Below are 12,817 nucleotides of genomic sequence, written 5' to 3' on the forward strand. Positions count from 1 at the left end.
CGCGAAAGCGGTGGGTCAGTCGATATCAATGTTGTCTGACCCACCGCTTTCGCGAGCAAGCCCGCTCCCACATTTAGTCTTCAGCGGTCTCAGGAACCGGTTGTGCCTTGGGCGGCGCCGCCCTCGAGCTTGCGCCACAGCAACCGCACGTTCGCCTTGCGCACCAACGCGCAGCGGTACAGGCGAATCTCCAGCGGCACATGCCATTGCGGGCCGCCGCAAACCACAAGTTCACCACGAGCCAGTTCGGCACGCACGCTGAGCCGCGGCACCCAGGCAATGCCCAATCCTTCCAGCGCCATGCTTTTAAGGCTGTCGGCCATGGCCGTCTCATAGATAGTGGTGAACCGCAGCGCACGCTGGCGCAGCAGCATGTTCACCGAACGCCCGAGAAATGCACCGGCGCTGTAGGCGAGCAGCGGCACACTGCCTTCGCCTTCCAGATCGAACAGTGGTTTGCCCTCGGCGTCCGCCGCGCAGACCGGAAGCATTTCAGTGTCGCCAAGGTGCAGCGACGGGAAGATTTCCGGGTCCATCTGCATCGCGGCATCCGGGTCGTAGAACGCCAGCATAAGATCGCAACCGCCTTCACGCAGGGCATGCACGGCATCACCGACGTTGGTTGCCACCAGGCGCGTCGCGATGTTCAGGCCTTCGTTACGCAACTGCGCGATCCAGCGCGGGAAGAACCCCAACGCCAGGGAGTGAGCGGCGGCGACCTGCATCACCTCGCCCTGCCCGCCTTCCAGGTGATGAAGGTGACGCAACACTTCACCGAGCTGCTCGACCACCGTCCGCGCGGTGACCAGAAACAACTGCCCCGCCGCCGTCAGCTCGATCGGCGTGCGCGAGCGATTGACCAGGGTCAGCCCCAGCGCGGCTTCAAGGCTGCGGATCCGTCGACTGAACGCCGGCTGAGTCACGAAGCGTCGTTCGGCAGCCTGGGAGAAGCTGCGGGTGGCGGCCAGAGCACTAAAGTCCTCCAGCCATTTACTTTCAAGGTTCATCACGGCCTCCCGGACACGCACCAATTTAGGTCACACGCTCGCCGCAGACACGGCGTCACACGGGCATTATGCCGAATGTGCATAGGCTAGTGTTTAACAGCATTGGCCCAAAATTCTCCACAAGCCTAGCATTTGCAGTGTTCCGGCACAGACCGGGTCCATATCGAGATGATTTCTATCATGTCCTCCGCTGCATCTTTCCGCACAGAAAAAGACCTGCTTGGCGTACTCGAAGTACCTGCTCAAGCGTATTACGGCATCCAGACCCTGCGAGCGGTGAACAACTTCCGTCTCTCCGGCGTTCCGATTTCGCATTACCCGAAGCTTGTTGTCGGCCTGGCAATGGTCAAACAGGCCGCCGCTGACGCCAACCGCGAACTGGGTCACCTGAGCGAAGCCAAGCACGCTGCCATCAGCGAAGCCTGTGCACGTTTGATCCGCGGCGATTTCCACGAAGAGTTCGTGGTGGACATGATTCAAGGCGGCGCTGGCACTTCAACCAACATGAATGCCAACGAAGTCATCGCCAACATCGCGCTGGAGGCCATGGGTCACCAGAAGGGCGAATACCAATACCTGCACCCGAACAACGACGTAAACATGGCGCAGTCGACCAACGACGCCTACCCGACCGCGATCCGTCTGGGTCTGCTGCTGGGTCACGACGCGCTGCTGGCCAGCCTCGACAGCCTGATCCAGGCGTTCGCCGCCAAGGGTGTTGAGTTCAGCCACGTATTGAAGATGGGCCGTACCCAGCTGCAAGACGCCGTGCCGATGACCCTGGGCCAAGAATTCCGTGCCTTCGCCACCACATTGAGCGAAGACCTGGCACGTCTGAAAACACTGGCACCTGAACTGCTGACCGAAGTGAACCTGGGCGGCACCGCGATCGGTACCGGCATCAACGCCGACCCGCGCTACCAGCACCTGGCCGTTGAGCGTCTGGCACTGATCAGCGGTCAACCGCTGGTTCCAGCCGCCGACCTGATCGAAGCCACCTCCGACATGGGCGCCTTCGTACTGTTCTCCGGCATGCTCAAGCGCACCGCGGTCAAGCTGTCGAAGATCTGCAACGACCTGCGCCTGCTGTCCAGCGGCCCACGCACCGGCATCAACGAAATCAACCTGCCAGCGCGTCAGCCAGGCAGCTCGATCATGCCCGGCAAGGTCAACCCGGTTATCCCGGAAGCGGTTAACCAGGTGGCGTTCCAGATCATCGGCAACGACCTGGCGCTGACCATCGCAGCCGAAGGCGGCCAACTGCAACTGAACGTGATGGAGCCGCTGATCGCGTTCAAGATCTTCGACTCGATCCGCCTGCTGCAACGCGCCATGGACATGCTGCGCGAGCACTGCATCGTCGGCATCACCGCCAACGAAGAGCGTTGCCGTGAACTGGTCGAACACTCGATCGGTCTGGTCACCGCACTGAACCCGTACATCGGCTATGAAAACGCCACCCGCATCGCCCGTATCGCCCTCGAAAGCGGCCGTGGCGTGCTGGAACTGGTGCGTGAAGAAGGCTTGCTCGACGACGAAATGCTCGCCGACATCCTGCGCCCGGAAAACATGATTGCTCCGCGTCTGGTGCCTCTGAAGGCTTAACCGAACGCAACACCGGCGCTTGCTCTTTTAACGAAGAGCACGAAGCGCCACGCTCACCAGGTCGAGGGACTAGACACCTCTCACCTTTTGAGGGCTTGGGGATGTATTCCCCAAGCCCTTTTTTTTAACCCTTTTGCGGATAGCGAATATGTCTGACACCGCAAAGATCGCAGCCTTCGGCAGCTCCTACAGCATTTGATGTACACCCTGTAGGAGCTGCCGAAGGCTGCGATCTTTTGATCCTGGCAGCACCTCGTTTCGATTCATGCACCACAACCGTGCAGACGGACGGCACGCTCATAGGTATAGTGCCGCCCCTCTTCGCGTGAGCGGTCGTCGGTAACGAGGCCCAAACCCATGCGAAACCCGAACTAATAACAAACCCGCAATATGAAATCGGGACGAACCTTCGCCTCACCTGTTTTGCCGCGCGCAATCCGGTGTAACGCGATGTTTCTGACCGCCCAACATTTGCCTACACAAAAAACAGCGAGGAATAATCCATGCTCGAAGTCATTAACGACTTCCTCTCAGGGAAAGTACTGATCGTGCTCATTGTCGGGCTCGGTAGCTACTTCACGATCCGCTCGCGTTTCGTTCAATTGCGCCACTTCTTCCACATGTTTGCGGTGTTCCGCGACAGCCTGAAAAGCAGTGCCGGTCAACTCAGTTCGTTCCAGGCCTTGATGCTCAGCCTCGCCGGCCGCGTCGGTGCGGGTAACATCGCCGGGGTCGGTATCGCCGTAACCTTGGGTGGTCCGGGTGCGGTGTTCTGGATGTGGGTGACCGCGCTGGTCGGCATGTCCAGCAGCTTCTTCGAATGCTCCCTCGGCCAGCTCTACAAGCGCTGCGACTCCGACGGCACGTACCGTGGCGGCCCGTCCTACTACATCCAGCACGGCCTGCAGAAACGCTGGCTGGGCATGATCATGGCGTTCCTGCTGCTGATCACCTTCGGCTTCGCCTTCAACGGCCTGCAATCCCACGCCGTGACCCACTCGCTGAACAACGCTTTCGGCCTCGACACCACTTACACCGGCCTGGCCCTGGCGGTGTTGCTGGGTCTGGTGTTCATCGGTGGGATCAAGCGCATCGCCAAGGTCGCTGACCTGCTGGTGCCGGTGAAAACCCTGGTGTACATCGGCGTGACCATCTACGTGATCGTCCTGCAATTCGACCACGTTCCAGCGATGCTGATGACCATCGTCAAAAGCGCCTTCGGTCTCGACCAGGCCTTCGGCGGCCTGATCGGCAGCGCCATCGTCATGGGCGTGAAGCGCGGCGTGTTCGCCAACGAAGCAGGCCTGGGCAGTGCGCCGAACGTGGCCGCAGTCGCGTCGGTCGAACACCCGGTGTCACAAGGCGTGGTTCAGGCGTTCAGCGTGTTCCTCGACACCTTCGTGATCTGCACCTGCACCGCGTTGCTGATCCTGCTCTCGGGCTTCTACACCCCGGGCTTCGAAGGCGACGGTATTGCCCTGACCCAGAACTCCCTGGCCGCCGTGGTCGGTGACTGGGGCCGGAGCTTCATCTCCGTGGCCCTGTCGTTGTTCGTGTTCACCTCGATCCTCTACAACTACTACCTGGGCGAGAGCAACCTGCGCTTCCTGATCGGTGAAAACCGCAAGGCGCTGATCGGCTACCGCGCATTGGTACTGGCGCTGATCTTCTGGGGTGCAATCGAGAACCTGGGCACGGTGTTCGCCTTCGCCGACATCACCATGACCCTGCTGGCTTTCGTGAACCTGATCGCGCTGTTCCTGCTGTTCAAAGTCGGCATGCGCATCCTGCGTGACTACGATGACCAGCGCGCGGCCGGCATCAAGACGCCCGTGTTCGATTCGAGCAAATTCCCGGATCTGGACCTGGACCTGAAAGCCTGGCCAGCCAATCCGCCAGCCGCCACCAAGGCTGAAGCCGAGTCGCAAGGCGTACCCGCAGCGCAACGCTGATCGGTTAAAGTGCGCAATCCCCTGTGGGAGCGGGCTTGCTCGCGAAGAGGGAGTGTCAGGCGACATTGATGTTGGCTGATACACCGCTTTCGCGAGCAAGCCCGCTCCCACATTAGGAATGTCATCGTTCTCGGAGCCCCCCCATGAATTCCTCGACCTTCCCTGCCGCCCAGCACGTCATGGTGCTCTACACCGGTGGCACCATCGGAATGCAAGCCAGTGCTCACGGCCTGGCCCCGGCGTCCGGTTTCGAAGCCCGGATGCGCGAATATCTGCACAGCCAGCCTGACCTTGTCGTACCGCAATGGCGCTTTCGCGAGATGTCGCCGCTGATCGACAGCGCCAACATGAGCCCGGCTTACTGGCAGCAACTGCGTGAAGCGGTGGTCGACGCCGTCGATGTCCAGGGTTGCGACAGCGTGCTGATCCTGCACGGCACCGACACCCTCGCCTACAGCGCTGCGGCCATGAGTTTTCAATTGCTCGGCCTGCATGCCCGCGTGGTGTTCACCGGTTCCATGCTGCCGGCCGGCGTAGCCGACAGCGATGCCTGGGAAAACCTCAGTGGCGCGCTGGTTGCCCTGGGTCACGGCCTTGCGCCGGGCGTTCATCTGTACTTCCACGGCGAACTGCTGGACCCGACCCGTTGCGCGAAGGTGCGCAGTTTCGGTCGTCATCCGTTCAAGCGTCTTGAGCGTCAGGGTGGCGGTGAGAAAGCCTCTTCAATACCGGCGCCGCTGACCTACAACCAACCCAAGCAATTGGCGAAAGTCGCTGTGCTACCGCTGTTCCCCGGCATCGGCGCCGAGATACTGGACGGCCTGCTCGACAGTGGCATTCAAGGCCTGGTGCTGGAGTGCTACGGCAGCGGCACCGGACCGAGCGACAATCCAGAGTTCCTCGCCAGCCTGGAACGGGCGCGGGACAAGGGTGTTGTGGTTGTAGCCGTCACCCAATGCCATGAAGGTGGCGTCGAGCTGGATGTTTACGAGGCAGGAAGTCGGTTGCGCGGTGTCGGCGTGTTGTCCGGTGGCGGGATGACGCGGGAAGCGGCGTTCGGCAAGTTGCACGCGCTGCTCGGTGCAGGACTCGACACCGATGAAGTACGACGCCTTGTAGAACTCGACCTCTGCGGCGAAATCATCTGACACCACCCAAAACACTGTGGGAGCGAGCTTGCTCGCGATGGCGGCAGATCATCCAGCATCAATGTCGCCTGATCCACCGCTATCGCGAGCAAGCTCGCTCCCACAGGGGATCATCGTCAGGCATACAACTTGCTGCGTTCCAGCATCCCAAGGCTGGAACACCCCATGCTCCACTCCCACCTCACCACCCTCAACGCCGTCTCTTTGGTGCTCAGCGCTTTCAAGGACCAGGGGCTGCCCAGCGAAGCCTTGCTGGCCGGCAGCGGCATCAGTGCGGCGGATTTGAGCCGGGCGGACACGCGCATCACCACCAATCAGGAGATGCAGGTCTGCGCCAACGCCGTCGCGCTCAAGCGTGACATCGGCCTGGAATTGGGCCGGCGAATGCATGTTTCGTCCTACGGCATGCTCGGGTACGCCTTACTCACCAGCGCCACTTTAGGTGACGCCTTGCGGCTGGCACTGCACTATCCGGCGCTATTAGGAACACTGTTCGAGTTGAGCCTGGAAGAGGATAACGAGCGCATCTGGCTCACCGCTGGCGACTATCGGGAAAACCCTGCGCTGGCGCCATTCAATGTCGAGTTTTGCCTGGTTTCGATGAAGGTCACTTGTGAAGACCTGCTCGGCCAACCGTTGCCGCTGCTTGGCGCCCGCTTCGAATACCCGGCACCGGACTATCAGGCACGCTACACCGAACGTTTCGATTGCCCTTTGCAGTTCGACGCTGCGTCCAACGCCTTTGCCTTCAACAAAGCCTGGCTGGAGCACCCCCTGCCTCTGGCCGACGCCATCACCCATCAAGCCATGGCCGAACGCTGCCGCAAACAGAACACCGAGTTCACGGGTCGCCAGGTGTGGCTGGGACGAATCCGCCAACTACTCGGCGCGCAGTTGAATGCGGCGCCCGGCCTCGAAGGTTTGGCCGAACAGATGAATTGCTCGGCGCGCACCTTGCGTCGGCACCTGAATGACCTGGGTTGCAGCTATCAAGAATTGCTTGATGAACTACGGTTCGAGCAGGCCAAACGCATGCTCTGCGAGGACCAACTGCCGATCTATCAAATCGCCGAAGCATTGGGTTTCAGCGAGACCGCGAGTTTCCGTCATGCGTTTGTGCGCTGGAGCGGTGTGGCGCCGAGTCAGTTCCGACCCTGACCCGCCCCTGTGGCGAGGGAGCTTGTCGGATCGCCGCACCGTCCCGCTGGTCTGCGCAGCAGGCCCAAACCAAACACCGCATTCCTCCCTTCAGATAGCATTTGCCGGGTTGCGACTGCTGCGCAGCCGAGCGGGAGCAAGCTCCCTCGCCACAGAGGGGCGAATTCCGGTCAATTCTTTTGGCCATATCGATCCCCTTTTGGCCTTTCCTGCCGTTCTCTCAAACGCCGCGCGCCGCAAGACTGTGTTCAACCGAATCAGCCTGCGGAGAACAAGAAATGCTGACGATCTACTCGGACGATCACCACCTGCACCACGGCCGTTGTGAATTGATGGACGGGCAACTGATGCCCTGCTTCGAAATGCCTTCGCGAGCCGACCATGTTCTGCAGCGCGTGCAGTACCGCGATCTGGGCCCTGTAGAGGCGCCCCAGGATTTCGGCCTCGACCCGATCGCGCGCATCCACAGCCGCGATTATCTCGACTTCTTCAAAGGTGCCTGGGCGCGCTGGACCGAATTCGGTACCGACGGCGACTTGCTGCCCTACACCTGGCCGGCCCGCACCCTGCGCCGGATCATCCCCACCAGCCTGCACGGCCAACTCGGCTATTACAGCTTCGACGGTGGCGCGCCGATTACCGCCGGCACCTGGCAAGCGGCATACAGCGCGGCGCAAGTCGCGTTGACCGCTCAAGCTGTCATTCAACGCGGCGCCCGCAGTGCCTTCGCTTTATGCCGTCCACCGGGACACCACGCCGCCAGCGATTTGATGGGCGGTTATTGCTACCTCAACAATGCCGCCATCGCTGCGCAGGCGTTCCTCGATCAGGGCCACAAAAAAGTCGCGATCCTCGACGTCGACTACCACCACGGCAACGGCACTCAATCGATTTTCTACGAACGCAGCGACGTGCTGTTCACCTCGATCCACGGGCATCCGGAAGCCGAGTTCCCGTTCTTCCTCGGCTATGAAGATGAGCTGGGCGAAGGGGCCGGCGAAGGCTTCAACTTCAACTACCCTTTGCCGGCCGGGAGCGGTTGGGACAGCTGGAGCGCCGCGCTGGAACAAGCCTGCAAAGAGATCGAAAAGTACGGCGCCGATATCGTCGTCGTCTCCCTGGGCGTCGATACGTTCAAGGACGATCCGATCTCCCAGTTCAAGCTCGACAGCCCGGATTACCTGGCCATGGGCGCACGCATCGCGGGCCTCGGCAAGCCGACGCTGTTCGTGATGGAAGGCGGCTACGCGGTAGAAGAAATCGGCATCAATGCCGTGAACGTTCTTGAAGGTTTTGAAAGCGCCCAATGAGGAATTAGAACAATGAAAAGTCTCAAGCGTTTTATCGCGCCAGCACTCTTCCCCACAGTGCTGTGCGCCACGGTACTCAGTGGTGCTGTCCACGCCGAAGAGCGAACGTTGCGCGTCTACAACTGGTTCGACTACATCACCCCCAAAGCGCTGGAAGACTTCAAGGCCCAGAACACCCAGACCAAACTGGTCTACGACATCTTCGACACCAACGAAGCGCTGGAGGCCAAGTTGCTGACCGGCAACTCCGGCTATGACGTGGTCGTGCCGTCCAACGTATTTCTCGCCAAGCAGATCGAGGCCGGCGTTTTCCAGCCACTGGATCGCAGCAAACTGCCGAACTGGAACCACCTCGATCCCAAACTGATGAAGCTGATCGAAGCCAACGATCCGGGCAACAAATTTGCCGTGCCGTACATGTACGGGACCATCCTGATCGGCTTCAACCCGGACAAGATCAAGGCAGCACTGGGTGACAACGCACCGGTGGACAGCTGGGACCTGATCTTCAAGGAAGAGAACATCAGCAAGCTCAAGCAGTGCGGCGTGGCCCTGCTCGACTCGCCGTCAGAGATCCTTCCACTGGCCCTGCAACACCTCGGCCTGGACCCCAACAGCAAGAAACCGGCGGACTACGAAAAGGCTGAAGCGCTGTTGATGAAGATCCGTCCGTACGTCACCTACTTCCATTCCTCGAAGTACATGGCCGACATCGCCAACGGTGACATCTGCGTCGCGGTCGGTTATTCCGGCAGCTTCTCCCAGGCAGCGAACCGTGCCAAGGAAGCCAAGAACGGCGTGATCGTCGACATGCGCCTGCCTAAAGAAGGTGCGCCGATCTGGTTCGACATGCTCTCGATCCCCAAAGGCGCGAAAAACCCGGAAGACGCCTACACCTTCATCAACTACTTGTTGCAGCCGCAGGTGATTGCACCGGTCAGCGACTTCGTCGGCTACCCGAACCCGAACAAGGACGCCACCGAAATGGTCGACCCGGCGATCCGCAACAACCCGAATCTGTACCCGACCGAAACGGCGATGAGCACGCTTTACACCCTGCAACCGCTGCCCCGTGACGCCGAACGGGCACGGACCCGGGCCTGGACCAAGATCAAGTCCGGGACCTGAAACCTGACTGAAGTCTTCGACCTCAGGGACGCCAGGCCTTTTGCAATCGCCCGAGCGCTGCGCTGATCGCCGCCTCGGGCACCGCCGCAAAGCCCAGCACCAGCCCGGCGCGTTGATCCACAGTGTTTGTCGAATCCGGTAGCCAGTAACTGCTCAGGCCGTTGATCTCGACATCGACGCTGGCGGCGGCTTCAATCAGTTCGCGTTCGCGGGCCTGAGTGTCGATCGCCACCGTCAGGTGCAGCCCTGCCGCCACACTCGGCAGGCTGCCCACCCCTGGAATATCCGAAGGCCAGTTGGCCAGAAGCGTATTGCGGCGACTCAACGCAGCGCGGCGCATGCGGCGAATGTGCCGCTGGAAATGCCCGGCCGCCATGAACTCGGCCATGACGGCCTGGGTACTCACCTCGGAATGCCGCACATCGACCGCGCGACGCTGGGCGAAAGCGTCCACCAATGCCGGTGGCAGCACCAGATAGCCCAGGCGCAATGCCGGGAAAGCCACTTTGCCGAACGTGCCGACGTAGAGCACCCGCCCGTGACGATCAAGCGCAGCCAGCGGTGCCAGTGGCGCGCCGCTGTAACGATACTCGCCATCGTAATCATCCTCGACGATCCATCCCTCGGTTCGCTCGGCCCAGGCTAACAACTCCAGCCGCCGCGCCAGACTCATCACCACCCCGGTCGGGTACTGATGCGACGGCGTGACATAGGCCAATCGACAATCGCTGAGCCCATTCAACTCGCTGTAGTCGATACCCTCGCTGTCTACCGCCACCCCGTGCAATCGCGCACCGGCCACGGCGAACGCATGACCCGCCGCCCGATACCCCGGATTCTCGATCGCCACGCCATCGCCCGGCTCTACCAGCAGCTGTGCACAAAGGCTAATCCCCTGCTGTGCGCCACTGGTGATCACTATTTGCTCAGCCGTGCACTGCATCCCCCGGGAGCTGCGCAAATACGCGGCAATCAGGCCGCGCAAGCGCGCGTCGCCCGCCGGATCGCCGTAACACAGCTGCTGAAGATCCGGTTTACGCCAGAAAGCCGCATTCAGCTTGGCCCAGACCTCGAAAGGGAACAGATCAAACGCCGGAACACCCACGCGAAATGCACGAGGTGGACCGACGGGAGGAAGGGCCAGGTGGTTCCTTTCAACCCGCCCCAATGCGCCGCTGTGGATAACTTTGCTGGATGAAACCACAGGTAAATCCAGCCAATTTGTGGATAAGGCTGTGGGTAACCCTGTTGACAACCCTGTGGATACTTTTGTGGATAGTTTTTTCACCGGCAACACTGATTGAGGCAATTGCGCGACATACGTCCCATCACCCACGCGCCCTTCAATAAAGCCCTCGGCGTAGAGCTGATCGTAGGCCCGGACCACGCTGTTTCGGGAAATCGACAACGCCGCCGCCAGATCGCGACTGGCCGGTAATCGCGTACCGCTGGCCAGACGACCGTCGAGCACTCGCACCCGCAAGGCCTGATAGAGCTGACGACTCAAACCCTGACGGCGATCGAGTTCGATACCCGCCGGGTTGAATGACAAGGACAGTGGCTCGCTGGTCATGGCAATGGACCTATGAAATTGGTCGTTAATGGCTCTTACAACAGACCATTAGCCTGCCTAGGATGCAGGCATTCGCCAAGGAAAATCTCCATGTACACGCCAAGCAGCTTTGCCATAGATGATTTGCACGAACTGCACCAGCAGATACTCGGCACCCGCCTCGCTGTGTTGGTCACACACGGGGAACAAGGTCTGCAAGCCAGCCATTTGCCGCTGCTGTTGAGTTCAGACCAGGGCCCGAATGGCACCCTTTACGGACACTTCGCCAAGGCCAATCCGCAATGGAAGGAACTGCAGAACGGCGCCGAAGCCCTGGTGATTTTTGCTGGTGCCGACGCTTACGTCAGCCCGGGGTTTTACCCGAGCAAAGCCGAGCACGGCAAAGTGGTGCCGACCTGGAACTACGTCGCCGTGCACGCGTACGGCACGGCCGAAGTGTTCACCGATGCCGATCGCCTGCGCACGCTGGTCAGCGCGCTGACTGATCGTCATGAAGCGGGTCGCGCCAGTCCATGGAAAGTCGCCGATGCCCCCGCCGACTACATTGACGGGATGCTCAAGGCCATCGTCGGTTTTGCCTTGCCTATCCAGCGCCTGGAAGGCAAGCGCAAGCTCAGCCAGAACCGCAACGCTGCAGACATCGCCGGTGTGCGCGAGGGGCTTGCTGCCAGCCCTGATGTGCACGACCAGGCCCTCGCCCACTTGATGCGTTAAGGAACGAACATGAGTCAGATCGACATCCGCCAGGTCACCGACGACGACCACGCCGCCTGGTTGCCCTTGTGGCAAGCGTACCTGCGTTTCTACAACACCGAACTGCCTGAGGACGTAACTCAAAGCACCTGGCAGCGCCTGCTCGACCCGAGCGAACCGACCCATGCCGCGCTGGCCTGGGCCGATGGCAAAGCGGTGGGCATGGTGCACTTCATCTACCATCGTTCGAACTGGAGCATCGAAAACTCCTGCTACCTGCAAGACCTGTTGGTAACACCAGAGACCCGCGGCACTGGCGTCGGCCGACAGTTGATCGAATTCGTTTACGCGACAGCCAAAGAGGACGGTTGCTGCAAGGTCCACTGGCTGACCCACGAAACCAACGCCACCGCGATCCAGCTCTACGAGCGCATCGCCGAACGCCCCGGTTTCATCCAGTTTCGCAAAGCCATTTAAGGTTCAAGGAGAGCAACATGTCGACTTCACTTGCCGACTGGAAAGGCGTTCCGGCACCGTCGGTACAAACCCTCGAAGGGCGTTTCATCCGCTTGGAAAAACTCGACCCGGCGCGTCACGCTGACGGTTTGTGGGAGGCTCTGCAAGGCCCGGGTGCCGACCCGAAACTCTGGGACTATTTGCCTTATGGTCCTTTCCCGGAGCGCAGCGTGTTCAACGATTGGCTGAACAATCATGCGGCCAACAGCGACCCGTACTTCTTCAGCGTGATCGACCGAGCCAGCGGTGATGTGCAGGGCATCCTCAGTTTGATGTCGATTGTTCCTTCACAAGGTCGGATCGAGATCGGCCATGTCACTTTCGGAGCGCCGATGCAGCGCTCGCCGAAAAGCACCGAGGCGGTTTATTTGCTGGCCAAGGAATCCTTTGCGCTGGGTTATCGCCGTCTGGAGTGGAAGTGCAACAACGGCAACGCCCGCTCCAAATATGCGGCCGAGCGGCTGGGGTTCAGTTTTGAAGGCGTGTTTCGCCAGCACATGGTGGTCAAGGGTCAGAATCGGGACACGGCGTGGTATTCGATTCTGGACTCGGAATGGCCGGCGATCGGGGCGGGGTTTGAGCGCTGGCTGTCCGATGAGAACCAGACGGATTCGGGGCAGGTGAAAACCCTGGCGGAGTGCCGCGGGTAATCTTCAGCGCCTGAACGGACGCCTTCGTCGGAACGCCGCCCGGAGCAAGCCCGCTCCCACACTGGATTGGGGTGGAT

General features: G+C 60.7%; 11 protein-coding genes. 9 read left to right on the plus strand and 2 right to left on the minus strand.

All coding sequences use genetic code 11. From position 1 onward, the window contains the following. Nucleotides 1-89 precede the first annotated feature (89 nt). The gene (locus KGB23_RS12595; RefSeq protein ID WP_046053897.1) at nt 90-1,007 is read right to left on the minus strand and encodes a LysR substrate-binding domain-containing protein; all 918 of its coding nucleotides are present in this window, start codon (nt 1,005-1,007) and stop codon (nt 90-92) included. 180 nt (nt 1,008-1,187) lie between these two features. Here KGB23_RS12595 and aspA point away from each other — a divergent pair, with 180 nt between their 5' ends. The 6 genes from aspA to KGB23_RS12625 all read left to right on the plus strand — a co-directional run bounded on the left by aspA (nt 1,188) and on the right by KGB23_RS12625 (nt 9,308). Continuing rightward, the gene (aspA, locus tag KGB23_RS12600) at nt 1,188-2,612 is read left to right on the plus strand and encodes an aspartate ammonia-lyase (RefSeq protein ID WP_033059267.1); all 1,425 of its coding nucleotides are present in this window, start codon (nt 1,188-1,190) and stop codon (nt 2,610-2,612) included. Nucleotides 2,613-3,115: 503 nt separating this feature from the next. Beyond that, complete coding sequence (locus KGB23_RS12605) at nt 3,116-4,564, plus strand: alanine/glycine:cation symporter family protein (RefSeq protein ID WP_223431306.1); 1,449 nt, start codon at nt 3,116-3,118, stop codon at nt 4,562-4,564. Nucleotides 4,565-4,707: 143 nt separating this feature from the next. Next, complete coding sequence (locus tag KGB23_RS12610; RefSeq protein WP_223431307.1) at nt 4,708-5,712, plus strand: asparaginase; 1,005 nt, start codon at nt 4,708-4,710, stop codon at nt 5,710-5,712. A gap of 165 nt (nt 5,713-5,877) precedes the next feature. Next, nucleotides 5,878-6,870: an AraC family transcriptional regulator gene (locus KGB23_RS12615; protein ID WP_223431308.1), complete on the plus strand. Its 993-nt coding sequence runs from the start codon at nt 5,878-5,880 to the stop codon at nt 6,868-6,870. A gap of 278 nt (nt 6,871-7,148) precedes the next feature. Then, the gene (locus KGB23_RS12620; protein ID WP_046044984.1) at nt 7,149-8,180 is read left to right on the plus strand and encodes a histone deacetylase family protein; all 1,032 of its coding nucleotides are present in this window, start codon (nt 7,149-7,151) and stop codon (nt 8,178-8,180) included. Between the two features lie 12 nt (nt 8,181-8,192). Beyond that, nucleotides 8,193-9,308: a polyamine ABC transporter substrate-binding protein gene (locus tag KGB23_RS12625; protein ID WP_223431309.1), complete on the plus strand. Its 1,116-nt coding sequence runs from the start codon at nt 8,193-8,195 to the stop codon at nt 9,306-9,308. Nucleotides 9,309-9,330: 22 nt separating this feature from the next. Here the strand turns inward: KGB23_RS12625 and KGB23_RS12630 are convergent, their stop codons facing one another. Next, nucleotides 9,331-10,881, minus strand: a complete 1,551-nt coding sequence (locus tag KGB23_RS12630) for a PLP-dependent aminotransferase family protein (protein ID WP_223431310.1) — start codon at nt 10,879-10,881, stop codon at nt 9,331-9,333. 90 nt (nt 10,882-10,971) lie between these two features. Between KGB23_RS12630 and KGB23_RS12635 the strand changes: the two genes are divergently transcribed. The 3 genes from KGB23_RS12635 to KGB23_RS12645 are packed head-to-tail and all read left to right on the plus strand — an operon-like array spanning nt 10,972 to nt 12,740. Beyond that, the gene (locus KGB23_RS12635; RefSeq protein ID WP_223431311.1) at nt 10,972-11,595 is read left to right on the plus strand and encodes an FMN-binding negative transcriptional regulator; all 624 of its coding nucleotides are present in this window, start codon (nt 10,972-10,974) and stop codon (nt 11,593-11,595) included. 9 nt (nt 11,596-11,604) lie between these two features. Beyond that, a complete protein-coding gene (locus tag KGB23_RS12640; RefSeq protein WP_223431312.1) occupies nt 11,605-12,051 on the plus strand; it encodes a GNAT family N-acetyltransferase in 447 nt (148 codons plus the stop codon). Between the two features lie 17 nt (nt 12,052-12,068). After that, a complete protein-coding gene (locus KGB23_RS12645; RefSeq protein WP_223431313.1) occupies nt 12,069-12,740 on the plus strand; it encodes a GNAT family N-acetyltransferase in 672 nt (223 codons plus the stop codon). The last annotated feature ends 77 nt before the right edge of the window (nt 12,741-12,817 follow it).

Origin of the sequence: Pseudomonas sp. GL-B-26, from assembly GCF_019947405.1 — a bacterium.
Taxonomy (GTDB): domain Bacteria; phylum Pseudomonadota; class Gammaproteobacteria; order Pseudomonadales; family Pseudomonadaceae; genus Aquipseudomonas.